This window comes from Sinanaerobacter chloroacetimidivorans, from assembly GCF_018128545.1.
Lineage (GTDB): Bacteria > Bacillota > Clostridia > Peptostreptococcales > Anaerovoracaceae > Sinanaerobacter > Sinanaerobacter chloroacetimidivorans.
Genome location: NZ_JAGSND010000001.1, coordinates 314130 through 340447 on the forward strand (window position 1 = coordinate 314130; position 26318 = coordinate 340447).

Genomic DNA, 26318 nt, shown 5'->3' on the forward strand with positions numbered 1-26318 from the left:
GGTTGTTGCCGGGCAGCCTAAAATTAGGTGGTGAATCAATGTCTATCATGAAACATATCTCTTCGATCATTGCCAGGATTGGTGTCTGGTTTGTTATTGCAAGCTACGGGATCATGATTGTTGTTACTTTGATTGAAGTTTTCAGGCGATACTTTTTCGGACAGTCCTTTGAGTGGGCTGAGGAATTGGTTCGTTTTCTTCTGGTGAGCAGTACTTTTATTGGAGGAAGCGTTGCCTACAAAAAGGCAAATCTGGTATTTTTCGACCTGCTGCAGAACAAATTGCCGAAGAAAAAAAATGACATTCTAAATGTCATCAATAGCTTTATTATCCTTCTATTTTTACTCGGAGTACTAAAATTGGGGATAGATTACACTGCAAGTCCTTCTATTATGCTGCAAAAAAGCCCGGGACTTGGAATGCCGATGCTTATCCCTTATGGAGCGATTCCCCTGGGCATTTTATTTATGGTTATCTTTACAGTAGAGAATCTATTGGAGAGACTTCAATCAGTATTGGGAAAAGGAGGCAATGAGATATGTTAATCGTTGTTGTTGCAGTCTTTGCGATCCTTTTGATCATTGGTCTTCCTATTGCATTTGTTTTAGGTGCCACCGGCTTGACCCATCTGTTGGTTTTAGGGGACACTTCCTTTTACCCGGTAGCAATTCAGAGAATGTTTTCCGGAATCAATTCATTCAGCTTAATGGCAATCCCGTTTTTTGTATTAGCCGGTGAGCTTATGAACAGAGGGAGAGTCACCGATAAACTTGTTGATCTTGCAAGAGAATGTATCGGGCACAAGAGAGGGGGGCTGGCTTATACCGCAGTTCTCGTAGCAGTATTTCTGTCGGCGATCCTCGGTTCCGCCAATGCTGTATGTGCGATCTTATGCTCTGTTTTGGTGCCCGAAATGGTAAAGGATAAATATTCCCCGGCATTTTCAACCAGTTTGATCGCAAGCTCTGCAATTATCGGTCCGATTATTCCTCCAAGCGTTACCTTCATTCTGTATGCCGTACTTGCAGGAACCTCTGTAAACGCCTTATTTATGGGAGGAATTGTCCCGGGTATTCTTTTAGGCATTGGATATATGGCCGTCATCTATTTTATTGCAAAAAAAGAAAACTTCCCGAAATATAAAGAAAAAATGGAACTGTCCAAGGTCATAAAAGCTTTGATTTATGCAGCTCCTGCATTAATTATTCCGTTGGTTATCGTAGGGGGAATTTTGACCGGCGTGTTTACGCCTACAGAATCCGGTGCAATTGCCTGTTTTGTTGCATTTATCGCCGGAATGTTTATTTATAAGTCACTTAAATGGTCAGATCTTCCCAAGGTTTTACTGGATACCGGAATACTAACCTCATCTATTATGCTGATTATCGCTATGGGGAACGTATTGGGATGGACACTGGCTATAGATCAGATACCCAAATTACTGTCTGATGCAATCCTAAGTATTACCGATAATCCGGCTGTGGTTATGATCTTAATCCTGTTTGCCTTATTATTCATAGGGATGTTTATGGAAGCCTTTGCCTCCATGGTAATTTTTGTACCGGTTTTTGCACCCATTGCATTGGCCGTAGGCATTAATGACGTTCATTTTGGCCTAGTATTCAGTCTCATGATTTCCGTAGCATTGATTACACCTCCGGTAGGCATGTGTCTTTTTGTTAGCTCAAATATTACAGGAGTGCCTTTGGGAAGTCTCAGCAAAAGCATCATACCATTCGTAGTTGTCAGCTTCATCGTCGTACTGCTGATTGCATTTGTACCTCAGATTGTATTATTCTTACCTAATTTACTCCTCTGATTTTTTTATTATTCTTTCATTTCTACTTTTTTTATATCGATGAAAAGCGTATCCCTCCTTTCGGGATACGCTTTTTCAGCAGCTGCTAAAAACAGCTGTCCGACATTTACAGTACCGGTTTTGCATGGTATGTCAATTCGGCAGATACGGTATCTTTTTATTTTACCTTAAAAACAAGTTTTCAAAAAATAAATATTTACTATTGAATTCATAAATTATCTAGTATATAATACTTTCCAGTTAAACGTTTAACTAAAACGTTTAACTCTATTATTTTGTCAAACAATTTATCCATGTTTATATGCTTTTATATCAATGTGTTCATCCATGCAAAGGAGAGAATCAAGATGAGTATCACAATCAAAGAAATTGCAAAGCTGGCACAAGTTTCTACTGCAACGGTTTCGATGATCTTAAACAAAAAGGATCAATGCATCGGTGATGCCACCAGAGAAAAGGTTCTTGCCATTGCCGCGGAACATCACTATATCCCTAATAATGCCGCAAGAAGTCTGGTAACCAGAAAAACAAATACCATAGGATTGATCATGCCGGACATCACAAACCCTTTCTTTCCAGAAATCGCCAGAGGGGCGGAGGATAAAGCAAGCGAATCCCGTTACAGCATCATTTTCTGTAATACGGATGACAGTGAGAGGCAAGAAGAGAAATATATCGATATTTTAACAGAGAAAATGGTTGATGGGATTATCTTTGCCCACGCCGCCGAAAGCGAAGAAGGCTGCAGCGGACTTAACAAATGTAAATTGCCTGTTATTTTAATTGATAGAGATTATAACAATGAGAATGTGAAGGGCAGGGTGGTTGTGGATAATGAAAAAGGGTCTTATTCCGGAGTCAGTCACCTCATTAAGCAAGGATATCGAAAAATTCTATATATAGCAGGAGCTATTAAGACTCAAACTGCAAAGGACAGGCTGGCGGGATACCGACGAGCCCTGTCCGAAAACCTGATTGACTATAAAGATTATTATGTAAAATCAGGCAGCTATCGCCGTGAATGGGGCTATGAAGCGATGGGTCAATTTTTGAATGAAAACATTCCCTTTGATTCTGTTTTCTGCGGAAATGACTTGATAGCCTTCGGAGCGATCAAAAAACTAAAGGAAGCCGGTTATAGAATTCCCGAAGACATCGGAGTTGTTGGCTTTGATGATATTTACGTATCCTCGATGATGGAACCGGCACTGACTACGGTAAAACAGCCCAATTATGAAATGGGCTATCGGGCAGTGGAACTTCTTATCGATGTTCTGGAAAAGAAGAATTTAGAAAGCAATCATAAGATCGTGTTAGATACGGAACTTGTTGTAAGAAATTCTACACGGCTTTTAAAGTAATAGGAGGATGCAAATGATTTCAGTAGTAGGAAGCTTAAATATGGATCTTGTCATTAATACCGATGCCATTCCACGGCCGGGAGAAACGGTTATCGGCACCGGTTTTAAAAGAGTTCCGGGAGGTAAAGGAGGAAATCAAGCTGCATCTATTGCTCGTTTAGGGACAAAAGTGCATATGGTAGGCGCAGTAGGAAAAGACGAAATGGGAACTGCACTGGTTCAATCCCTGGAAAAGGATGGAGTTCTCGTAGATTATATTGCTGAAAAAGAAGATGTGCCGACGGGCATTGCCGCCATTATCGTAGAAAAATCGGGCAATAATGCCATTGCGGTTGTATCCGGCGCAAATTACGAATTAACAACAGAGGATATTGAGAATTCAAAATCAATCCTCGAAGATTCCCGCATTTTATTGGTACAGCTGGAGACCCCGCTGCCGGTGGTACGAAAGGCCTTGAAAGCAGCAAGAAGTTATAAAAATCTGACTATTTTAAATCCCGCCCCGGCACAAACCCTGGATCAAGATATTCTTGCCGACATTGATATTTTAACTCCCAATGAGATCGAATTAGAAATTCTGAGCGGCTGTCCTGCCGATACAAGGGAAAATATCCATGAGGCAGGGAAAGCATTGCTTGGAAAAGGGGTCAGGGAATTAGTGGTCACATTGGGTGCCCAGGGCTGTGCACGAATCAATGAGGATGGTATATTCCATTACGACGGATATCAAGTTGATGCTGTTGACACAACGGCCGCAGGGGATTGTTTTAACGGTGCTTTGGCCGTTGCCTTGTCTGAAGGAAAGGATATGGAGGAAGCGATTCAGTTTGCGCTGGCTGCCAGTGCTATCTCCGTTACACGGGCGGGAGCGCAGACTTCTTTGCCGAATCGGAAAGAAGTCGATGCATTTATTAACAATAAGCTGAAATAGATAACAATGATTGGAGGACAAAATGAAAAAAGTAATTATTGATTGTGATCCCGGGCATGATGATGCCATCGCCCTGTTGCTTGCAGCGAAAGCCGAGGACATAGAACTGATAGGCGTTACAACGGTAGCCGGTAACAGCGAGCTGCATAATACTACGAGAAATGCCCGAAAAATATTAGATTACGCAGGTTATACCAATATTGATGTTCACGCAGGTTGCGATAGACCTATGATGCGGGATTTATTCCGTTTGACCGGAGCTATTATTCATGGGGAAGACGGACTTGGAGGTCCGAGCATTCCGGCGCCCACGACTCCCATAAAGGAGGAGCATGCCGTTGATTATTTAATCCGGACACTGAGATCTTCTCAAGAAAGCATCATTCTCATTGTAACCGGCCCCATGACAAACATAGCGGTCGCACTGCAGAAAGCTCCCGATATCAAGGATAAAATAGACAAAATCATCATGATGGGGGGAGCCGTCATCGAGCCGGGCAATATTACGTCTGCTGCGGAATTTAATATCTTTGTGGATCCTGAAGCAGCCAAAATAGTCATAAACAGCGGCTGTGAATTATATCTGGTTTCACTGGACGTCAGCATGAAGGCTGTATTCTTTGAGGAAGATATTGAAAAGCTGAGGGCACAGGGAGATAAAATATCTACAATCGTTGCCTCCTTGCTGGATTTCTTTGCAGATACCCATGTGAAACACTTTGGCTTTAAAGCCTGCCCGATCCATGATGCATTATGTGTCGGATATCTTATTGATGAAAGCCTTTTGGAATTTAAAAAGACCTTTGTAGATATATCCCTTCACGATCCCCTTACCCTTGGTGAAACGGTAGCAGACCTCTGGGAGATTACCGGCAATCAACCGAATTGTCATATTGCGCTAAAAGTGGATCGGGAAAAGTTTGTCAGTATGATCTGCGATCACATGAAAATTGACTGCAGATAAAATTCGTTATATCTGCGCCTTAGAAAGCAATCTGGCAGATAAGGCGTTTGTATATAAAATATAATTGAGGAGTGAGAAAATGAAAAAAAGAATATCTCTGATACTATGCCTTCTATTATTATCCATGGCAATGTTTACTGCTTGCGGTTCCTCTAACGAACCCGCAGGACAGCCAGAAGGAGACGGGGAAGCATTGAAGGTGGTATGCCTGTTGAACGGAAATTTAGGAGACAAGTCCTTCTTTGACTCTGCAAATCAAGGCATGAAGATGATTAAAGAACAGCTTGGCGTTGATACCAAGGTTGTGGAAATGGGCTTTGACAATACTGTTTGGGAATCCACTCTTTATGAATTTGCAGATTCTGATTATGACGTCATCATCGTAGGAACCTATCAGATGCAGGAGCTGCTTGCAAAGGTTGCGCCGGAATACCCGGACAAAAAATTTATCATTTTCGACTCAGAGGTAGAAGGTGATAATGTATATTCCATTACCTTCAAACAGAATGAAGCATCCTATCTTGCAGGAGCTCTTGCTGCCATGATGGCCGACGATGCATCCCTGACCAATGGAAAAAATCTGATTGGTGCGGTTTCCGCCATGGATATTCCGGTATTAAACGACTTCCTGGTTGGTTATATTCAGGGAGCAACCGATACGGTTCCGGATACGAAGGTTGCCATTTCTTACATAGGCGACTTTGCCGATACAGCTAGAGCAAAAGAGTTAGCCACCGCCCAATATAATATGGGGGCAAGCATCTGTATGCACGTTGCTGCTCAAGCCGGCTTAGGTGTTATTGATGCGGCGAAAAGCCTGGGAACTTATGCAATCGGTGTAGACGCGGATCAGGCAATGGCTTTATCTGCAGATGATCCAAAGGCCAGTGCACAGATTGTAACTTCTGTTTTAAAAAATATTGACCAGGTATTATATAGAGCCATTGAGAAGCATCTGGACGGAACACTTCCATATGGAACCACAGAAGCATTAGGTATGGAAGAAATGGCGGTTGGCATTGCCGACAATGATATCTATCGTGGAATCGCAACAGAAGAAATGATTGCCAAAGCAGCTGATCTGCAAGCTAAAATCGAAAGCGGAGATATTAAAGTAAAATCCGCCTTTGAAATGAGCACAGAAGAAATCGCTGCTTATAAAGCTTCCGTAGAACCGAAATAAAGAACTCTTTATATAATTGATTGATTAATTTTTTAAAGCGCCCTGAATCCGCCGCACTTGGGTAGCTCAATATCATTTTGCCGTAGTGCGGCGGCGAGGGTGTTTTATTATGTCTGACTTATTGGAAATGAGAGAAATCTCAAAAATATATGGAAATGGAATCTACGCCAACAGGCTTGTCAACTTCTCCATCAGAGACGGAGAGATCCATGCCCTGGTTGGTGAAAATGGAGCCGGAAAGAGTACTTTAATGAAAATCCTTTTCGGTCTTGAAAAACCATCTAATGGTGAAATTCTGCTTCAGGGAAAGCCACAGTATTTTCATTCACCACAGGATGCAATGGCAGTCGGTATCGGAATGGTTCATCAGCACTTTATGCTGGTAGAATCACTCACTGTAACAGAAAATATTATTCTTGGGTGTGAGCCAATAAAAGGCGGATTTATTGACTATAAGACAGCCAGGGATAAGGTGAGGGAATTTGCAGAACGGTACGATATGAAAATTGATCCTGCCAAACCGGTAAGGGAATTATCGGTGGGTGTAAAACAAAAAGTGGAGATTGTCAAAGCATTATATCGCGGAGCAAAAATATTGATATTGGATGAACCGACGGCGGTCTTAACTCCACAGGAAACAACGGAGCTTTTTTCACAGTTAAAAAATTTAAAAGAAAAAGGCTATACCGTAATCTTCATCTCTCATAAGCTCCGGGAGGTTAAAGAAATTTCTGATCGCATCAGCATTATGAGGCGAGGGGAATTAGTGAAGACGGTCAATACATCGGAAGTATCCGAAAAAGAAATTTCAGAACTTATGGTTGGATCAGGATACTCCAGTGACTTGCATAAATCGAAATCAAATCCTAAGGAAACTTACTTAAGTGTAAAGGATCTTCAATACATAGACGGTAACAATCAGCCTCTTGTCAACGGTATTTCCTTTTCTGTGCGTGGGGGTGAAATCGTTGGAATCGCCGGCGTAGAAGGGAACGGACAGGATGAGCTGATTCAAATGATAACCGGATTATTGACACCGTCCGGCGGCGGTATCAGAATGTTTGGCCGTAATACTTCGGGCAAAGGGATAAAGTTTTTAAGAAATCTTGGTATGTCCTATATACCCAGTGACCGGATGACAATGGGTGTTTCCTCCAGCATGAGCATTGAGGAAAACCTGATAACCACGAAACTGCAAAAACCAATTCTATACAATCGATTGAAGCTGATGAAAAAAGCGAATATCAACAAACTTTCAGCTGAACTGGTAAAGGAATACCTGATTAAGTGTTCCTCCCCACAGACGGAGGTTGGGATGCTGTCCGGCGGAAATATTCAGAAGGTTGTAGTTGCCAGGGAATTTACCCAGGAAAATACAAAGCTGATTATTGCAGAGCAGCCCACAAGAGGAATCGATGTAGGAGCAGCAAAGTTTATTCATGAAAAGTTGATTGCATTACGAGACAGCGGTTATGCGGTGTTATTGGTGTCCGCTGATCTGGAAGAGCTTTATAAGCTGTCTGATAGTATTTTAGTCATTTATAACGGTCAATTGTCTGCCTATATACAAGATCCCGGAACTGTTTCCGAAACCGAACTGGGACATTATATGTTGGGGGTAAACAGACAGTCAGCCGAAGAAATAGGAGGGGCTTATCATGAAGAACTTATTGATCATGAAAAATAAAAATCTGCTGTTCAGTGCGGCAACTACTGCTATTGCCATCATTATATCTCTCGCCATCGCATTTATCATTATCCTGTTCGTCAGCGATGCCCCCGGAGATGCGGTAAAAGCTTTGTTGTTGGGACCGGTAAGCTCCTTCCGTAATTTCGGAACGGTGATTACCTTGGCTTCTACCGTGACTTTTACAGGGCTTGCTGTGTGCATTATGTTTCAGGCGTCCATGTTCAATATGTGTGCGGAAGGTTCTTTCTTTCTCGGGGCCCTGATTGCTGCTGCAGCGGCAACTTCTTTCCAATTACCGGCGGGCATAGGGTTGATTGTACCTCTTCTCTGCGGGGCTTTGACAGGAGCCATTCTCTGTTTTATTCCTGCAATATTAAAAGCCAGAGTCAATGCCAATGAAATGGTATCTTCTCTGATGCTGAACTATATAGCATTATTTATCGGACTCTATTTGATGAATACATACTTCAGAGACGATACCTTCGGAGCCCTTGCTTCTCATAAGCTGCCGGCGGCTTCCGTGCTGATTAAGTGTGTTCCAGGCACTTCCATACATATTGGTGTTTTTCTTGCAATTATTTTGATTATTGTATCTTATTTATTTATCTATAAAACAAAAGCCGGATACCGTATCCGGGTTATGGGCCAAAATGCGGATTATGCGAAATATGCAGGTCTGAGCGTCGGAGGTGCTATTATTCTTTCACAGGCCCTGGGAGGAGCTATTGCAGGCCTGGGCGGCGCCGTAGAAGTAATGGGTATGTATGCACGCTTCCAATGGACCAGCCTTCCCGGCTACGGATGGGATGGTGTCATCATCGCGATACTGGCCAGAAATAAACCTCAGTATGTCCCTCTGGCCGCTTTATTCCTGGCATATCTGAGAGTCGGCGCTAATGTGATGGCCAGAGGCACCGACGTTCCCAGCGAGATCATTACCGTCATACAGGCCATTATGATTATGCTTGTTACTGCCACTGCTCTGCTCAGCCGATTAAAACAAAAGACCGTAGTAAAGGAGGCGCTGGCAAATGGATAGAGTTTTTGAATTGATTATATCTGCCGAGTTTCTTAGCTCCGTATTGCGGGTGACGACACCGATCCTGTTTGCAACCATGGCAGTGCTTCTTTCGGACCGTGCAGGGGTATTGAATATCAGTATAGAAGGAACCATGCTGTTTGCGGCTCTGATGGGAGTTGTAGGGAGCGCCTATACCCAAAGTGCCTGGCTTGGGTTGCTGATTGCAATCTTATCAGGGGTTTTCTATGCCGGAATCTTATCATTTTTTCATTTAAAATTAAAAACGGACATCGTTCTTACCGGAATTGCCTTAAATCTCATGGCGAGCGGCCTTACTGTTTCGATACTTTACATATTGACAGGTGACAAAGGGGTATCCACCAAGCTGCCAAGTAAGGTGCTTCCCAGTGTAGATATCCCTTTCATAGAGAATATTCCTTACATCGGTACCGTATTTTCCGGCCAGAATGTACTGACTTATTTCTCTATCATAATACTGATTGTTTTGAGTATTTTTCTGAAATATACGAGAACGGGAACTCACATCAGAGCGGTAGGTGAATTCCCTACTGCAGTGGAAACTGCCGGTATATCCGTTGTGAAAACACGGCTGATTGCCTTGCTGATTTCCGGAGGAATTGCAGGTATGGGTGGAGCTTTTATGTCCATGGCCTATTTATCCATGTTCACGAAGGATATGATTTCAGGCCGTGGATTTATTGCCCTGGCTGCGGAGGCCATGGGAAGAGGAATGCCGTTCCTTTCATTACTGTCTTCATTGCTCTTTGGATTTGCAGATGCATTGTCCAGCAGCCTCCAGCTGTTTAACATTCCAAGTGAATTAACTCGGGTTGTCCCTTACTTGCTAACGATAATCGCTTTGGGCATCTATGCTGCAAGAGCTCAAAAAAAGCGATAGGGTCACAGATCCTCATGGAATTTATACGGCCGATCCTGGAATGGATATGGCATCCCGTGGGATTTATTGTGAAATCCTTTCCCTTCTGGTCATATGAGGTATGATGTGATACAATGGTATATGCTGGGATTGTTGGAACAGTAAGTTTATGGGGTGGAGGGAATAGCATTGAATGAAGAAAACAGATGGAACAAGACAAAACTTCAGAAAATCCTGTTTTTTGTAATTGTGATTGTTTGTTTGGTTACAATATTCAGTATGAATCGTTCCATAAAAAGTATGCAGCAGGAACTAAGCATGCTGAGACAGGAAGTGGGGAACCTTCACAGTTCAGTAAGCAGTGATATCAATCATATTTCTGCAAATATCGAATCTTCTTTGAAAAAAGAAAGCAGTATCGTTTCAGATTACAGTTATCAGGTTTTGGCAGATAAAATCAACAAAGCGGAAGGAACCGTCCCCTTGAGGGTAATGGCAAGGCCGAAGGAACATAAAAATAATTTAAAGGCTTCTTTTTTCGTAGAATCAGAAGAAGGAAAAATCTTCAGTGCGCAAGGAGAAGAAGGGGAAGGGTATTCCTTTTGGGCAACCATTGAGGTACCGTTGAACAACAACCTTAAAAAATTAAGTGTTTCCTTTGACGACGGAACGGTTCAAAAAACAGAAATACTCGAAGAAATCTATGAGCTGTCCAATCGCTATATGATGAAGGTCGACTCTACGATACAAAATATGAACATTATGAATAATAATCATAAGCTGGAATACAGCGGAGCTGTTGAAACGTATTTCTCCATGAACATGGAAGGCAACAATTATCCTGTCAGCGGAGAAATTAGATTTCAGAAGGATGGAACACTGATTAAAAAAATTCCGGTTAACGTAGAGAAACTAGATGATTCTACAGGTCGGAATAATGAAAGTCATGACCTATATATCGAAAAATATGTAGCTGGCGAGTCAGGCGTATATACAACCAGTTTCAATGAGACCATAGCCTATAAAAAAGACAGTCTGATTGAAATTGTTGTGATTATAAATGATAATTTAGGATTCCAATATAAACAGACCATATACGGAGAAAGAATTGACGAAAACGGTGAGCTCTATCTCAGTGATTATTCAAATGAGGTAATCATTGAGTAATCAACATTTTCTGCAAATTTTAGACAATTAATATTTGACATTATAAAAATTATATGATATTATATGAGACTGTAAGCCGCTCAGAATGGGTTTTTTGAAATGCCTTGCGCTACCCCTGATGGCGAGACTGGATAGAGGAGGTAAAAAGCAACATGTATGCAGTAATTGAAACCGGTGGAAAACAGTACCGAGTGCAGGAAGGTGACGTAATCACCATTGAAAAACTGAATGTTTCAGCAGGCGATGACATTACTTTTGAAAAAGTTTTAATGTTAAGTGACGGTGAAACCGTTCAGATTGGTGCTCCGACTGTTGAAGCAGCCAAAGTATTTGGAACTGTAGTAGAGAATGGCAAAGGAAAGAAGGTAATTATCTTTAAGTACAAGTCCAAGAAAGACTACAGAAAGAAGCAGGGACACAGACAGCCATACACAATGGTAAAAATTGATTCTTTATCAGCTGACGGCACACCTGCACCAAAAAAAGCAGTGGCAGCCAAGCCAGCAGAAGAAAAGGCTGAAAAAGTTGATGCGCCAGCAGCTGAAAAAAAACCAGCAGCTAAGAAGGCAGCAACTGAAAAGAAACCTGCTGAAAAAAAAGCGGCAGCTGAAAAAAAGCCTGCAGCAAAAAAGGCAGCTAAGCCAGCAGAAGCTAAGGATGCAGAATAATCTTTAGCAATTCACATATCAGCTCGCTAAATTTGCAAAGCAAATTTATGGCGAACTATGCAACGAAATCACAAATCGTTTATTTGCAGATTTCGTCTGCTAAAGCAAAGACAGCACAAGCAAAAAGGAGGTGTAGTCTATGGCAAGTAAAAAAGGAGTAGGTAGCTCCAAAAATGGTCGAGATAGTGAATCGAAACGACTAGGCGTGAAGAGAGGCGATGGCCAGGTAGTAAGCGCCGGCAGCATTTTGGTTAGACAAAGAGGGACTAAATTTCATCCCGGAAATAATGTAGGCATTGGCGGAGACGATACTTTATTTGCTAAGATCGATGGAGCAGTAAAGTTCGAAAGATACGACAAAACTCGTAAAAAAGTAAGCGTATATCCGAAAGAAGCGTAAAAAGATTTAAGCCCCTATATTTTTATAGGGGCTTATTTTAGCTAATAGAGTAGATCACTATTAGCCATAATAATAGATGGGAGGTGGCTTTTATGTTTGTAGATAGAGCCAAAATATCCATTAAGTCGGGAAAAGGCGGGAATGGCTGCGTTTCGTTCCGAAGAGAGCCCTTTGTCCCGGAAGGCGGACCCGATGGCGGTGACGGAGGCAAAGGCGGCGACGTGATCTTCACGGCCGATAATAACCTGCGTACTTTAATGGATTTTAGATATAAACGAAAATATGAAGCAGAAAACGGCCAGGACGGTATGAAGAAGAAAAGATTTGGGAAGCAAGGCGAAAATCTGATCATTAAAGTGCCGCCCGGCACCGTTGTCATTGATGAAGAATCGGGTATGGTCATGAAGGATCTGGTTCACGACGGAGACAGTTTTGTAGCAGCCCGGGGAGGAAAGGGCGGAAAAGGGAATGTCAACTTCAAAAACTCTGTAAGACAAGCCCCGAATTTCGCAGAAGCCGGGGGATTTGCACAATCCAGGAATATAGTTTTAGAGCTGAAGCTTATAGCCGATGTCGGTTTGATTGGGTTTCCGAATGTAGGAAAATCAACTTTACTTTCTGTCGCTACCAGTGCAAACCCTAAAATTGCAAATTATCATTTCACTACCATTACACCGAACCTTGGAGTTGTGGAAATTTATGATACCAGCTTTGTCATGGCGGATATTCCAGGTCTCATTGAAGGAGCCCATACCGGGGCCGGCTTGGGGCTAGATTTCCTGAAGCATATTGAAAGAACCAAGCTGCTGATCCATGTGGTGGACGTTTCCGGATCGGAAGGAAGGGACCCAATCGAAGATTTTGAAAAAATAAATGAAGAACTTTCTTCCTATGGCGGTAAATTGCTGAAAAAGCCTCAGTTGGTTGCTGCAAATAAGATGGATATGATAGAGGAAGACGATAAGAGATATGAAGACTTTAAAGCCTATGTGGAGGGCAAAGGATATCATGTATTCCCCATATCTGCTCCGATCAATCAAGGAGTCAGGGAGCTTCTGGGGGCAGCAGCAGCCGAATTACAGAAACTGGCTTTAGAGCCTCAGGAGGAAGAGGTCTACGAATTCTTCGACTTCGAAAAGGACCAGGAGGATGAGGATTACAGAAATATTTATGTGGAAAAGCAAGGAAATATTTTTGTATTATCCGGGAAGCAGCTGACCAAAATTTTCAACTCTACAAATTTCAACGATATAGGGTCGCTGCGATATCTATATAAATATATTGAAAAAAATGGTGCAATCGACAAGATGAAAGAAATGGGCCTGGAAGAAGGCGATACCATTAAAGTTCAGGATTATGAATTCGAGTATGTGGAAGAATAACCATTTTCTTTCCGTTAATTCTAGCTAAAAAATACAAGGATCCTTTTATTAATATTCAAGGATCCTTTTGTTGCTTTTACAAATCAACCTTGTAGGACACGACCTTTCCTATGTAATCAATTTCCTCGAAGCTGTCTATCATATAAATCTGATTCGTCTTGTCTTCAGGAATCAGCAGGATTTTGTCATTGGCATAAAAGATCCGTCTCAATGTTGCTTGTTTTCTATTGTTGGGATAAAAAGCAATGATATCCCTTTCCTTTAATAAATCAAGTCTTGTGGGCAGGATATATAAGTAGGAATGAATGGGTATGGTAGGGCTCATGGATGCATCACCCAAAAAAAGATTGATCATATCCCCCTGGGCATTGATTTTGGCAACACCGCCGCTGGATAAGGTAATTTCACGTATGAGTTCGGATGTCGTTAACTGATTCTCAGAATCCAAGTATTTGGATGACATTTCTAAAGTAGATAAAACATCCAGATTCTTTAAGAAATCCAAAGAATCCTGAGAAAGAGGATCTCTTCCCTCCGCTCTGCACAGCGATTCCAGCATGATCCTGTTGAGCTGGGAGGATGCCAGCATATATTCTTTGATTACATCCGGCGCTTTTTCCATATAGCCTTGAAAAACCAGCTGAGACTGTTTTTTGCTGTTGCATACCTTTGCCAAAGCAAGAGAAACTTCCGGCGTAGGAGGTGGCAGTTTACCGTTTTTAAGCTGTGAAATATAGGATGGTGTTACGGCAATATCAAATTGCAAACAAAGCTTTGATATTTGCCTGAGGGATAATTCGCTTTCGGTAATCATTTCCTCCAGCATCTCTGCATAATTCATCGTAAATACACTTCCTTTAGTGATGATAATCACGTCATATTTTCTTGTTGAATTTTAACTTAACTATACCAATAAGTGAATATATTGTCAAATAGTATGGTAGTTTGTTCTGTTATTTCATGGTATAATATTACTAGGAGAAACAATAGAAATTTATAAATCGGTTTGTTGACGGAACTCCTGTGCAAATCAAGCTGCTTTGCTTTCCGTTACAATTAGGAGAATCATCATGGCAAATAAACACCCGAGCAGAGAAGAGTGTTTCCGGCTTTTAGAAGCATATCACACACCAGGCCACGTAATCAGGCACTGTGTTGAAGTTACAGATACCGCCTTAAAAATTGCCGGAGCATTAAACAATCATGGGTATCATCTAAATTTAGATTTGCTGCAGGCAGCAGGCTTAATTCATGACATTGCAAGAGTGGAAGAAAAGCATTGGGAGGTTGGAGCGAGGATCGCCTCAGAACTGGGGTATGATCAGGAAGCGGAAATGATCCGAGTGCATATGTTTTATAATACAGACATTCATCATGATAACTGGAAAGAAATCGACATTCTGTGTTTATCAGATCGCATGGTAAAAGAAGATCAGTATGTAGGTCTGGAAACACGTATGAGCTACGTACTGGAGAAATTTAAGGATAATCCCGAGGTGTTTCAGCGTCTTCAGGAACGTATCAAGGAAAACCGGGAATTTATCCGGCAGATCGAAGAGAAAATCGGTGCATCCATTGATTCATTGATGTAACTGCAAAATCAAATTGACCGGGATCATAAAAGGAACCCTGTAATAATTTAACCTTCTTTGTAATATGCTTAATTGAAGCAGCAAACAAGGAGGGTAATTTTATGTATAGAGGAAGAAAATATGGAGTAAGGAAGAAAAATTGGGGTGCTACCCTCATTAAGCAGATTATGGTATGCATCGTCATTGTTCTTCTGATTATTGTGATTAAAAAAATGGATATTGCTATTGTCAATGAAGGTCTGGAAACCTTTCAGGCAACTTTGAGCAGAGACTATACTGCCGGAGAAATTGCAGAAGGCGCAAAGGAAACAATGGCAAAAATAACCGAAATCCCGGGATCTATTTCCGCGGCCTTTCGTGAAAGTGAAAAGAAACTGGCTTTTTCCCCACCAACGGATGAAGCAGCAGTTGTTTCAACCTTTGGGGAAAAATCAACTTATTTTGGTAAAGAAGAGACCGGCTTTGAGCGTGGTATGAAATTCAGCTCCGATGAAGAAATGCAGGTTTACTCCATCGGGGGAGGCACTGTTGCTGAAATCAATGAAAGCAGCCAATATGGCAGTTACGTAAAAATTATCCATGGAAATGATATTGAATCCATCTATGGCGGATGTTCAGAAATTTATGTGAAACCGTTGGAAAAAGTAAAGAAAGGTCAGCTGATCGCATCCATAAGTCCCGAAAATGACGGATATTTAAGCTTTGAGCTTTGGGTGGACGGTGAAATTGCAGATCCAGCCAGCTATATTGAATTTTAAGTAAGGCCATGTTTCGGTTTGCTATATTGGGCACAAAAATTGAGTTGCATTACTCATTTTTTCTGCTGCTATGCATGATTATCTTATCGGGTAACAGTGAATTTGGGGTTGCTTCTGCCGTCTTTTCCTTCTTGCATGAAATCGCTCATAAAACAACGGCCAAATTTCTCGGGTATACTCCTGAAAAGATCTCCATGGGGTTGTTTGGCGGCATTCTACACATACGTGAGGGTTTTGTAAAACCTTTGGATGAACTGCTGATCCATTTGGCCGGTCCATTTTTTAATATTGTTACTGCAGCATTGCTTTACGGAGTTTATGCTTTTTTTCCTATGTCCTGGATAGAACCTGTGATATTGGCAAATTTGGTATTGGGAATCTTTAATCTGATGCCTTTTTATCCGTTGGACGGAGGCAAAATTATTGATCTCTACCTTGCGATTTTTCTCGGTTATGGCAGATCACAGAAAATATCCCGGTTTTTTTCCATCATTTTTTCACTTTTTCTTTTCCTTTTAGGGATTTACTTGGTACAATATAATGTATTGAATTTATTGATCTCTGCACTGGCGGTGAATCTTTATGTTGCCAGCAGCCAGGATAACAGCTTTATATTTTATAAAGTAAGCAGAAATATAGAAGAAGGAAGCAAGAATGCAAAAAGTAAGATTGTGGTATGCAGAGAAAGCGTCAAGGCAATAAAAGTACTGGAAAAATATAAGCCTATGGAGAATAGATTGTTTACCATTGTAAATGATAAAGGCAGTTATAAAGGACAACTTACAGAAGAGGAGCTGCTTAATGGTATTTATCATTGCGGATACTACGCTGATTTTCAAAAATTACTGAAATATAAAAAGATAAAATAAAAGAAATGAGCCTGGCTCATATAGAAATGGAGAACTGTATTCATGACAAACATCAAAGATTTGGACAAACTGCTGATTCGAGTCGAAAAACCTGCACGATATATCGGAGGGGAGCTCAATGCAATCAAAAAGGATCTGTCCGGAATCCATACGAGATTTGGATTTGCTTTTCCGGACACCTACGAGATCGGCATGTCATATCTCGGGCTTCAGATTATCTATCATATCTTAAATCAGCAGGAATCCGTATATTGCGAACGAGTTTTTGCTCCGGCTTCCGACATGGAGGAGATGATGAGGCAGGAGGGAGTTCCTTTATTTACTTTAGAAACAAGGACTCCTGTAAAAGATATGGATATCCTCGGTTTTACGCTACAGTATGAATTATCCTACAGTAACGTCGTAAATATGTTGGATCTTGCAGGTATTCCAGTTAAAAGTAAAGATCGAAATGATTCCTATCCCCTTATTGCTGCGGGAGGACCCTGCGCCTATAATCCGGAACCGTTAGCAGACATCATTGATTTTTTTATGATCGGTGATGGAGAAGAAGTGCTTCCGGAAATCTGTAATGCCCATAAAAAATGGAAATCCACCGGGGAGGGAAAAGATGCATTTCTAAAGATGATTTCTCAAATTGACGGTGTTTATGTTCCTGCTTTCTATCAGCCAATCTATAGAGAAGACGGATCTCTGCTGGAGATCAGAAAAACCTTTGATAAGGCTTCTGAAACAATAAGAAAACGCATGGTCGAAGATTTGGACCTGGTAGATTTTCCAGAGAAAACGATCGTGCCTTTTATCGACGTTGTTCATGACAGAGCAGTGGTGGAAATTTTCAGAGGATGTACGAGAGGCTGCAGGTTCTGTCAGGCCGGGATGGTTTATCGGCCGGTACGTGAACGATCTAAAGAGAAAATTAAGGAGATTGCAGCTCGTCAGCTGAAAGCAACCGGACATGAAGAGTTGTCCATATTGTCGCTTTCAACCAGTGATTATTCTGAGATTGAGCCTTTGGTGGAAGAATTGATGAATGACTGTAAGGGAAATAATGTGTCTTTATCTCTGCCATCCTTGAGGCTGGATTCTTTTTCCTTTAAAGTGTTGCAAGAAATTCAGGGTTACAAGAAGTCAGGGCTGACCTTTGCCCCTGAGGCAGGTACGCAAAGACTTCGGGATGTTATCAATAAATCAATAACAGATGATGATATCTATGGGGCCGTAGAAAAAGCAATCGAACTTGGCTGGACGAATATAAAGCTGTATTTCATGGTAGGTTTGCCTACTGAAACCATGGAGGATCTCGATGGTATCGTTGAAATTGCCGGTAAAATAATGGACATCAATTATAAAGTGACTGGGAAACGGGGAGGCCGTTTCCATATCACTGTCAGCGTGTCCAATTTTGTCCCCAAAGCGCATACGCCGTTCCAATGGTTTGCTCAAAATACAATGGAAGAATTTCAAGAAAAGCATAGTTATTTGAAGGACAGGCTGAAGAAGATAAAAGGTGTCTCTTTCCATTATCACGATACAAAGACAAGCTATCTGGAAGCGGTCTTTGCAAAAGGAGATCGAAGAGTTTCTGATGCTTTGATAAAAGCAGTGGAACTGGGATGCAAATTTGATGGCTGGCGGGAGCACTTCCAATACGATTTATGGATGCGAGCTTTTACCGAAGCTGGTATTGATCCGGATTACTACGCGTATCAGTCTAATGAATATGAGGATGTTCTGCCTTGGGATATCATTGATGCGGGTATTTCCAAAGAATTCCTGATTTCAGAAAACGAAAATGCTTTAAAGTCATCACAAACTCAGGATTGCAGAAGGGGTTGTGTGGGCTGCGGAATCAATAAACATATCACATGCGCCAGGGAGGGTACACTATGAGCAGATACGCGATTCAGTTTTATAAGGAAGGCCCTATCAGGTTTACCTCACATCTGGATTTACTGAGACTTTTTAAACGATCATTGAAACGAATTGGAATAAAACTACAGCATTCACAAGGATTTAATCCCCATCCCAAAATGAGCTTTGCTCAGCCTTTATCCCTCGGGTATACCAGTTCAAGTGAATACCTCGAATTTGATACGGTAGAGCCTTATTCGACAGATGTCATCTTGCAGAAATTAAATGAGGTGATGCCGGAAGGGATCGGGATCCTGCAGTGTTCAGAACTGCCAGTGTCGGGGAAATCGCTGGCAGCGTTAACGATATCCGCTTCTTACGAAATCCAAATACCTTGTATGCAAGAAATCGATATCAAAAGTGCTGTAGAGAGCTATAAAAACCAGGAGTTCATTGTTGTAAAAAAGTTTCAGAAAAAGAGCAGAACGGAGCTGGAGATTAACATAAAACCAATAATTGAAGAAATAAATGGCGAAGTTTTCGATAACTTTATTATGTTAACGTTAAGGATACCTGCGGGCAGTCAAACAAATCTCAGTCCTGAATTAGTGTTATCCTCCTTTTGCTCCTATTTGAATCTTCCCTATGACAGAGGGGACGTGCAAATAAAAAGAACCGGTATTTTTTTTGATTGACAGATTATTCCCTGTGATGTAATATATTGGTAATTAATGTAAATATGTTACAAATGGGGTGATGATCATTGAATCAATTGAAATGGATGAAGGAACTTAACGTAGATAAAAAATTGCTTTTAAAGGTAATTGCAGGTGTCATCATACTTGTGATTGCCTTTTCTATGTATTTGGCCAGAAACTCCGACAGTGAGGACACCGTACAAGTATTGATTCCGAAGGAGGAAAACCATATTCAAGAAGGGAATGAAGCAGAAGAAGATGTTTCTACGGCTGCTATCGTATCCGAAAAGGAGATCCTTATCGATGTTTCAGGCGCTGTAAATCAGCCGGCAGTCGTTGAATTGAAAGAAGGAAGCCGGGTTTTTGAAGCCATCGAACTGGCCGGCGGACTTTCGAAGGATGCCGACACTCGCAGCACCAACCTGGCACAAGTTTTAACAGACGGTGAAAAATTGTATATACCCACTAAAAAAGAATTGGAAGAAACGGGCAGCAGTTATCTTCAAACAAAAAATACCTCGGTGGAGGCATCAGGATCGGCAGGATTAATCAATATTAATACTGCAAACTCGGAAACGCTGCAGCAATTAACCGGAGTCGGTCCTTCAACTGCAGAAAAAATCATCCGTTATCGAACAGAAAACGGAAATTTTAAAACCATTGAAGACATTAAAAATGTCAGCGGAATTGGGGAAAAGACCTTTGAAAAATTTAAAAATAAAATCACGGTTTAAACAGAATCAGGAATAAAATAGATAGGACTTGTCAACACTAAAATTTGAGGTGATGGCAATGTTTAGTCAGAAAAAAAGCTTTTTTAAAGGAAAGCTATTTTATATTATCATGATAGGGTTATTTGCATTCGGATACTGGATTAATCAGCCTCCAACGGCAAACAACTCTCCTGATGACGTAAACACAGACAGTAAATATCCTGTTAGCACAGAAAGCGCAGTTGATAATTCGAATGACCCAAATCAATACGATATTATGGATAATATTATCGGCGGAAGGCAATACAGTACTCCCGGAGGCCTTGGCAATCCCGAGAACGAGGACAGTGCCCCTGAAGATAATACAACCAAAGGATATTATCTAATCAAGGAAGTTGATGGAATCATTCAAATATTTTATTACGATGAGCAGGGAAAGGAATCACTGATTAGGACTACAGACATTGCATTCTCATTATTAAGTGTAGCGGATCAGGCACTCTTTCAGCAAGGAGTCATGGTGCACTCCATGGAAGAGTTAGACGAGCTTTTGCAGGATTTTGAAAGCTAACAGGAGGATGAGAATGAATAAAGGAATCATAAAGAAAGGATCTTATCTGGTCCTAACTTTTGTCGTGGCCGCATTTTTGGCAGGAGGGGGACTTTTATCCACTATACCAAGTGATATTAACATATTCACAAACGAGACAAAAGTTATCAATCTTCCCTTTAAAGATGTAACGATCAACGTAATACCAGAGAAAATGCTGATCCCCGGCGGTCACTCCGTCGGAGTTAGAATGGACGTAAAGGGCGTATTGATTGTAGGGCTGGAAGAAATAGAAACGGAATCCGGTGAAATTGTCAATCCCGGTCTGGAAGCAGGTCTTCAGATCGGAGACAGCATACTTGAAATAGATGGTACCAAGGTAGACAATGCCAGAGAAGTTGCTGCTGAAATAAATAAAATCAAAAAAGAAGTCAGATTGAAAGTTAAAAGAAAAGATGATATTATGGATATCAGACTTACACCGGTGTTATCCGTTGATGATAATCAATATAAAATCGGAGTGTGGGTCAAAGACAGAACAGCCGGTATCGGTACTTTAACTTTCTATAATCCTACGGATCATACATTTGGAGCATTGGGACATGCAATTACCGATCCGGAAACAGGAACAGTGCTCTCCGTGGCTCAGGGAGAACTGCTTAATTCCAAGGTAGAATCCGTAAAGCAGGGAAAGGCTGGTGTACCGGGTGAAATTAAAGGTATTTTTTATGAAGCAGATGAACCTCTGGGGAAACTATTCTTAAATACTGATTATGGTATTTTTGGCACTACCTATCAAACCATTGTGAATCCTCTTTATCAAAAACCAATGTCAATCGGATATCAGAATGATGTAAAGAAGGGAAAAGCTTACATCCTGACTACGTTAGAGGGCAATAAGATAGAAAAATACGAAATATCCATCGAAAAAATCAATAAACAGACGAAACCAAGCACGAAGAGTATGGTGATTAAGGTAACGGATGAACGTCTCCTGGAAAAAAGCGGAGGTATTATACAGGGGATGAGTGGAAGTCCGATTATACAGAATGATAAAATCATTGGTGCTGTTACTCATGTTTTTGTCAATGACCCGCAAAGAGGATATGGTATCTTCATTGAGTGGATGTTACAGAACGCAAATGTCGAATAAGGTCGTATACCATTAGTAATTATCGGAACTTTTTAAAGTATGGCTATTGAAAATAAAATAGAAATTCTTTACTATATTAATAGGGAATTATGTACGCCTGTAAAGAAATAAGAAAAAACTTGCGTGAAACTAAAGGGGGATATGTCTATGACAAGCAAAATAAGAGTAGGAATCGCTGACGATAATAAGGATTTTTGTGAAATCTTAACAGATTTTTTCGAAACACAACAAAATATCGATATCGTCTTTACCGTTCATGACGGTATGCAAACAGTCGAAGCCGTATTTAGAGAAAAACCCGATGTATTAATCCTGGATATGATTATGCCTTATCTTGATGGGCTTGGAGTGCTGGAAAAGATTAATAGCATGGAGATTGAAAAAACACCGAAAATTATTATGTTATCGGCTGTAGGTCAAGAATCTATCACGCAGAAAGCTATCAATCTCGGTGCCGAGTACTATGTTGTCAAGCCTTTCGATTTAAATATTCTTGCAAAAAGAATCTATCAGCTTTCGGGTCATGATCTGGGAATCAATCAATCAAGTAAAATGAATACTGCAAAATCTATCATTCATACCGAAGAATTCAAAAAGAATGACCTTGAAGTTGATATCACAAATATTATCCACGAGGTCGGCGTACCGGCTCACATAAAAGGATACCAATATCTAAGACATGCTATTACCATGGTTGTTGAAGATATGGATCTTTTAAGTGCAGTTACAAAAGAACTCTATCCTGCTATTGCAAAGAAAAACAACACCACCCCCAGTCGAGTAGAAAGAGCCATCCGACATGCAATAGAGGTTGCCTGGAATAGAGGAAAAATTGAGACATTAAACAGCTTATTTGGTTACACAGTACATAATGACAAGGGTAAGCCTACTAATAGCGAATTTATTGCTATTATAGCAGACAAACTCAGACTGGAACGAAAAGTAAGCTAGAACAGGAAGAAAAGTATGTTATGTAAAGAAAAAATCGACAGAATCAATGCATTAGCAAAAAAATCAAAGCTGGAGGGTCTGACTCCTGAGGAAAAAGAAGAACAAAAAGAGTTAAGAGCGGAATATCTTGTAAAATTTAGAGAGCACTTCCGGGGACATTTGGAATCCATCCGATTTGTAGATGATGAGTGTGTCGAAAAACAACAAGAAAAGAATTAAAATTTATATCTTTAAACAGCGGGATTAAACAATTTTCCCGCTGTTTTTATTTTATAGTATTGGAGAGAGAGGGGTGGACAAGCTTTGAAGAAATATTATAAACTATTTTTCTTTCCTGCAATTATCATCATAATTGCAGGTATTTTTTCCGGTTTCAGCAAGCAATCCTGTGATCAGGTGGTGGAATCTTTATTGGAGGAACGGACCAGTATTCTGCAAAAGGCCTATTATGGCAAAATAGATGAGGAAACAGCAGAAAAGTCCCTTGCTAAAATAGAAACTTATCCTTTATTGTCTGAAGACATCCAGGGATTAAGAAATTCCGATCCTACACAGCTGGATATTGTGAAATCTATGGAACTGAGAAATGTAACACAAAGTATGAAAATGTTCGATTACATTTCCTATCAACTCGAAATTAGATGGTATATGAGCGGGCTATCTGCAGACTATGTCTGTGACAACGAATACTCTGTGGTTGTCAAATCTACAAACTCCGGTTACAAGCTTTCTGAATTCAATCCCATATAGCTTTCCCACCGCTTTACTAGGAAATTTTGCTGATATTCTAAAAATAACTGTTTATCTTTGTAAAAAAATTGGTATAATAGATAGGTAATATGTAGAAACATAGGCTGAAAGGAGTGCATTAACATGCGTCAGGTATATTTAGACTATTCAGCAACCACACCAGTAAAAAAAGAAGTTTTAGAAGCGATGCTGCCATATTTTACTGAAAAATTTGGTAATCCTTCTAGCTTATATGGTATAGGGCTTAGTGCTAAATCAGATTTAAGCGAGGCAAGAGCAAAGGTGGCCAAACTGATTGGTACCGATGAGCGAGAAATATATTTTACATCCGGTGGAACAGAAGCTGATAATTGGGCTGTTATCGGAACAGCCAGGGCAAAGAAAGCAAAAGGGAACCATATCATAACATCCAAAATAGAACACCATGCATTGCTTCATACTTGTGAATACTTAGAAAAAGAAGGTTATGAAGTTACTTATTTAGATGTTGACAGCAAGGGCTTTATTAATCTAACCGATCTTGAAAATGCTATAACGGACAAGACTATCCTCATCAGTATCATGTTTGCAAACAACGAGGTAGGTACCATACAGCCAATCAAGGAAATTGGTGAAATTGCCAAAAAGCATGGAATCTTATTCCATACCGATGCTGTTCAAGCGTTAGGCAACGTCCCAATTCATGCACATGAACTGGGAATTGACATGATGTCCATGTCAGCACATAAAATTTATGGGCCCAAAGGGATTGGCGCTTTATATATCAGAAAAGGGGTTGTTATACCGAACCTTTTAAACGGCGGCGCCCAGGAAAATAAAAGAAGAGCCGGCACTGAAAATATGGCCGGTATCATGGGCTTTGCAAAGGCAGCAGAACTAGCAGAAGCAAATTTGGATGAGCATATCGAAAGCATTACAAGTCTCAGAAATTATTTCGCAAAAGAGATCACATCCAAAATTGAAGATATCGATATTAACGGAGATATGGAAAAAAGACTTCCCGGAAATATCAATCTCACCTTTAACTATGTAGAGGGAGAGGCACTGCTTTTATACATGGATGCAAAAGGAATTGCCGCATCCACCGGTTCGGCGTGCTCATCAGCCAGCTTTACACCGTCGCATGTACTGAGAGCTTTAGGGCTTCCGTTAGAGAAGATATACAGTTCAATCAGATTTACCGTCGGTGATTTTACGACAAAAGATGATATTGATTACGCTGTAGAAGAAATCGTAAAAATTGTTGAAAAATTACGAAGTTTTTCAGCATTCAACAAAGAAAGGACATGGTGAGCGAGTATGGCAATGTATAATGAAAAGGTGATGGAGCATTTTATGAATCCACACAATGCCGGTGAAATGGAAAATCCGGATGCGGTAGGCAACTACGGCAGCCCTGTTTGCGGTGATATGATGGAAATTTCTCTGAAAATAGAGAACAATGTTATTGTTGATGCTAAATTTAAAACCTTTGGATGCGGTTCTGCCATTGCGTCCTCCAGTGTTGCCACTGATATGATTATGGGAAAAACTCTGGAAGAAGCCTTGGAATTAACCAACAAAAACTTTATTGATGAGCTAGGAGGGCTTCCGGGGCCTAAAATCCATTGTTCTGTTTTAGCAGAGCAGGCAGTTCGTCATGCAATCTATGATTATGCACAAAAGCACGGACTGGAATTGGAAGGCTTAAAGGATTTTGATCCGAATAAGGACTTTGATCATGATGATGAAGGTTGCGAAGTATAACCGCAACAAATAATAACAAAAATTTCATAAATACGAAACAAGATATTTAAAGAGAAGGCTGTCAAATACGACAGCTTTTTCTGATGAATTCCATTATTTTTTAACAGACAACAGTTACGGATATCTGTTATATCAAAACATAATGATTGCCCTAACGGGGCAAACCGGTGCGCAGTAGCCGCAGGTCAAACAAATATCATGGTTTACCTGGGCAAGACCTGCATCATTTCTTTTAATAGCATGATTAGGGCATCGCTTGATACAGGCTCCGCAGCCTTCGCAATCACCCTGGTCGATTCTTATTTTTTTCAGAGATGTATCCGGAATATAATGGGGGTCTATCGTTCCTTCTATCACTTCTATAATTCGGTCTATTTCATCGGTATGGCCGAATCCAATCATCATAGAGGAAATTCCCTCAAGATTTTGGATATAATGAAGTGCCTTGAGATAATGGCCTGTTAAATTGCCGCCTCCAAATACCTTCATTACAAAAATACCTTTTCCGGAATCAGCCGCAAGTTTTATAGCGGCTGCCATATCCTCTTTTAATCCGGGGCCGGTTCCGTATCTGATACCGAGACTGCGGAAATTAATTAAAGGGAATATTACATCCATATCCTTATTGAAAGCTGCTTGTTCCGTAACCTCTACATGGTGGGTGGACAGACCAATGGCTTTTACAATTCCTTTTGATTTTGCTTCCTGAAGATATTCCCAAGCGCCCAACCGATTGGTCCAGTCCGGTTCATTCCGTACTTCATGCAAAAGAAAAATATCGATGAAATCTCTGTCCATTTCTCTTCGAGCTTCCTCAATGGCGGCCTTCATTCCGTTGTATGTTGGCTCGAGGCTCTTCGATGCAATGACAGGTTGATAACGACCATCTTTCAAAGCCTCTTTAATATAGGGGTAAGTTTCGTAGTATTGGGCAGTATCTAAAAAATCGATTCCTCGCTCTAACGCATATCGCAATAATGACGAACCATCTTTTAACGATAAATTCAACTGAGTTTTTCCTATTGTCAAAACACCAAATCCGACAGGTGTTACTTGTATACCGGTATTTCCCAATTTATTTTTGATCATAAACAAATAAGCAAGAGCTATTCATTATTAATATCTCCGGCCTAAGTCACCTCATTTCTTGTTTTACAATCTTTATCTATATTCTTTCAATTCTTTATTTTACTTATTTTT

At 40.7% G+C, this 26318-nt stretch carries 27 protein-coding genes and 1 pseudogene; 26 read left to right on the forward strand and 2 right to left on the reverse strand.

The features are described from left to right. The first annotated feature begins 38 nt into the window (after nucleotides 1–38). The 13 genes and pseudogenes from KCX82_RS01575 to obgE all read left to right on the forward strand — a co-directional run bounded on the left by KCX82_RS01575 (nucleotide 39) and on the right by obgE (nucleotide 13484). Nucleotides 39–545, forward strand: coding sequence for a TRAP transporter small permease (locus KCX82_RS01575; RefSeq protein WP_227016678.1), 507 nt, complete (start codon nucleotides 39–41; stop codon nucleotides 543–545). Then, complete coding sequence (locus tag KCX82_RS01580; RefSeq protein WP_227016679.1) at nucleotides 539–1819, forward strand: TRAP transporter large permease; 1281 nt, start codon at nucleotides 539–541, stop codon at nucleotides 1817–1819. The genes KCX82_RS01575 and KCX82_RS01580 overlap by 7 nt, the downstream gene beginning before the upstream one ends. 347 nt (nucleotides 1820–2166) lie before the next feature. Next, entirely contained in the window at nucleotides 2167–3180 is a 1014-nt protein-coding gene (locus tag KCX82_RS01585) for a LacI family DNA-binding transcriptional regulator (protein ID WP_227016680.1), read from the forward strand. Nucleotides 3181–3193: 13 nt separating this feature from the next. Beyond that, nucleotides 3194–4111 (forward strand): ribokinase, encoded by a 918-nt coding sequence (rbsK, locus tag KCX82_RS01590; RefSeq protein ID WP_227016681.1) that lies wholly within the window; start codon nucleotides 3194–3196, stop codon nucleotides 4109–4111. A gap of 22 nt (nucleotides 4112–4133) precedes the next feature. Beyond that, nucleotides 4134–5075, forward strand: a complete 942-nt coding sequence (locus tag KCX82_RS01595) for a nucleoside hydrolase (RefSeq protein WP_227016682.1) — start codon at nucleotides 4134–4136, stop codon at nucleotides 5073–5075. Nucleotides 5076–5154: 79 nt separating this feature from the next. Continuing rightward, nucleotides 5155–6258: a BMP family ABC transporter substrate-binding protein gene (locus tag KCX82_RS01600; RefSeq protein ID WP_227016683.1), complete on the forward strand. Its 1104-nt coding sequence runs from the start codon at nucleotides 5155–5157 to the stop codon at nucleotides 6256–6258. Between the two features lie 109 nt (nucleotides 6259–6367). After that, nucleotides 6368–7945, forward strand: coding sequence for an ABC transporter ATP-binding protein (locus KCX82_RS01605; protein ID WP_227016684.1), 1578 nt, complete (start codon nucleotides 6368–6370; stop codon nucleotides 7943–7945). Beyond that, nucleotides 7917–8987 carry an ABC transporter permease gene (locus KCX82_RS01610; protein ID WP_227016685.1) on the forward strand — a complete coding sequence of 357 codons (1071 nt, stop codon included), beginning with the start codon at nucleotides 7917–7919 and terminating at the stop codon, nucleotides 8985–8987. Before KCX82_RS01605 ends, KCX82_RS01610 begins: the two co-directional genes overlap by 29 nt. Then, entirely contained in the window at nucleotides 8980–9888 is a 909-nt protein-coding gene (locus KCX82_RS01615) for an ABC transporter permease (protein ID WP_227016686.1), read from the forward strand. Before KCX82_RS01610 ends, KCX82_RS01615 begins: the two co-directional genes overlap by 8 nt. Nucleotides 9889–10056: 168 nt before the next feature. After that, on the forward strand, nucleotides 10057–11034 hold the full coding sequence (locus tag KCX82_RS01620; RefSeq protein ID WP_227016687.1) for a hypothetical protein: 978 nt from the start codon (nucleotides 10057–10059) through the stop codon (nucleotides 11032–11034). Nucleotides 11035–11186: 152 nt separating this feature from the next. Then, nucleotides 11187–11495: pseudogene (gene rplU / locus KCX82_RS01625) on the forward strand (50S ribosomal protein L21); the annotation flags it as partial. A gap of 346 nt (nucleotides 11496–11841) precedes the next feature. Continuing rightward, on the forward strand, nucleotides 11842–12102 hold the full coding sequence (gene rpmA / locus KCX82_RS01630; RefSeq protein ID WP_227016688.1) for a 50S ribosomal protein L27: 261 nt from the start codon (nucleotides 11842–11844) through the stop codon (nucleotides 12100–12102). A gap of 92 nt (nucleotides 12103–12194) precedes the next feature. Continuing rightward, nucleotides 12195–13484 (forward strand): GTPase ObgE, encoded by a 1290-nt coding sequence (gene obgE, locus KCX82_RS01635; protein ID WP_227016689.1) that lies wholly within the window; start codon nucleotides 12195–12197, stop codon nucleotides 13482–13484. Between the two features lie 76 nt (nucleotides 13485–13560). Here the strand turns inward: obgE and KCX82_RS01640 are convergent, their stop codons facing one another. Then, entirely contained in the window at nucleotides 13561–14325 is a 765-nt protein-coding gene (locus tag KCX82_RS01640) for a S24 family peptidase (protein ID WP_227016690.1), read from the reverse strand. Nucleotides 14326–14554: 229 nt separating this feature from the next. On the opposite strand from KCX82_RS01640, the gene KCX82_RS01645 reads away from it, so the two are divergent. From KCX82_RS01645 to KCX82_RS01705, 13 genes are all read left to right on the forward strand, one after another. Beyond that, nucleotides 14555–15076, forward strand: coding sequence for an HD domain-containing protein (locus tag KCX82_RS01645; protein WP_227016691.1), 522 nt, complete (start codon nucleotides 14555–14557; stop codon nucleotides 15074–15076). Between the two features lie 101 nt (nucleotides 15077–15177). After that, nucleotides 15178–15834: a M23 family metallopeptidase gene (locus tag KCX82_RS01650; RefSeq protein WP_227016692.1), complete on the forward strand. Its 657-nt coding sequence runs from the start codon at nucleotides 15178–15180 to the stop codon at nucleotides 15832–15834. Between the two features lie 74 nt (nucleotides 15835–15908). Further along, nucleotides 15909–16703, forward strand: a complete 795-nt coding sequence (locus tag KCX82_RS01655) for a site-2 protease family protein (protein ID WP_227016693.1) — start codon at nucleotides 15909–15911, stop codon at nucleotides 16701–16703. A gap of 42 nt (nucleotides 16704–16745) precedes the next feature. After that, entirely contained in the window at nucleotides 16746–18596 is a 1851-nt protein-coding gene (locus tag KCX82_RS01660; RefSeq protein ID WP_227016694.1) for a TIGR03960 family B12-binding radical SAM protein, read from the forward strand. Then, the gene (locus tag KCX82_RS01665; RefSeq protein WP_227016695.1) at nucleotides 18593–19252 is read left to right on the forward strand and encodes a TIGR03936 family radical SAM-associated protein; all 660 of its coding nucleotides are present in this window, start codon (nucleotides 18593–18595) and stop codon (nucleotides 19250–19252) included. The genes KCX82_RS01660 and KCX82_RS01665 overlap by 4 nt, the downstream gene beginning before the upstream one ends. Before the next feature lie 68 nt (nucleotides 19253–19320). Further along, nucleotides 19321–19989: a helix-hairpin-helix domain-containing protein gene (locus KCX82_RS01670; RefSeq protein ID WP_227016696.1), complete on the forward strand. Its 669-nt coding sequence runs from the start codon at nucleotides 19321–19323 to the stop codon at nucleotides 19987–19989. 109 nt (nucleotides 19990–20098) lie between these two features. Beyond that, on the forward strand, nucleotides 20099–20539 hold the full coding sequence (locus KCX82_RS01675; protein WP_227016697.1) for a BofC C-terminal domain-containing protein: 441 nt from the start codon (nucleotides 20099–20101) through the stop codon (nucleotides 20537–20539). Nucleotides 20540–20552: 13 nt separating this feature from the next. Then, a complete protein-coding gene (gene spoIVB, locus KCX82_RS01680; protein ID WP_227016698.1) occupies nucleotides 20553–21671 on the forward strand; it encodes a SpoIVB peptidase in 1119 nt (372 codons plus the stop codon). 147 nt (nucleotides 21672–21818) lie between these two features. Continuing rightward, nucleotides 21819–22622, forward strand: coding sequence for a sporulation transcription factor Spo0A (gene spo0A / locus KCX82_RS01685; RefSeq protein ID WP_227016699.1), 804 nt, complete (start codon nucleotides 21819–21821; stop codon nucleotides 22620–22622). A gap of 15 nt (nucleotides 22623–22637) precedes the next feature. Next, nucleotides 22638–22841 carry a DUF896 domain-containing protein gene (locus KCX82_RS01690; protein ID WP_227016700.1) on the forward strand — a complete coding sequence of 68 codons (204 nt, stop codon included), beginning with the start codon at nucleotides 22638–22640 and terminating at the stop codon, nucleotides 22839–22841. Nucleotides 22842–22925: 84 nt separating this feature from the next. Then, complete coding sequence (locus KCX82_RS01695; RefSeq protein WP_227016701.1) at nucleotides 22926–23372, forward strand: hypothetical protein; 447 nt, start codon at nucleotides 22926–22928, stop codon at nucleotides 23370–23372. Between the two features lie 123 nt (nucleotides 23373–23495). Next, nucleotides 23496–24665 (forward strand): cysteine desulfurase NifS, encoded by a 1170-nt coding sequence (gene nifS, locus KCX82_RS01700; RefSeq protein ID WP_227016702.1) that lies wholly within the window; start codon nucleotides 23496–23498, stop codon nucleotides 24663–24665. Nucleotides 24666–24671: 6 nt separating this feature from the next. Beyond that, nucleotides 24672–25118 carry an iron-sulfur cluster assembly scaffold protein gene (locus tag KCX82_RS01705; protein ID WP_227016703.1) on the forward strand — a complete coding sequence of 149 codons (447 nt, stop codon included), beginning with the start codon at nucleotides 24672–24674 and terminating at the stop codon, nucleotides 25116–25118. A 132-nt stretch (nucleotides 25119–25250) separates the two neighbouring features. Here the strand turns inward: KCX82_RS01705 and KCX82_RS01710 are convergent, their stop codons facing one another. Continuing rightward, nucleotides 25251–26207, reverse strand: coding sequence for an aldo/keto reductase (locus KCX82_RS01710; protein WP_227016704.1), 957 nt, complete (start codon nucleotides 26205–26207; stop codon nucleotides 25251–25253). Nucleotides 26208–26318 lie beyond the last annotated feature (111 nt).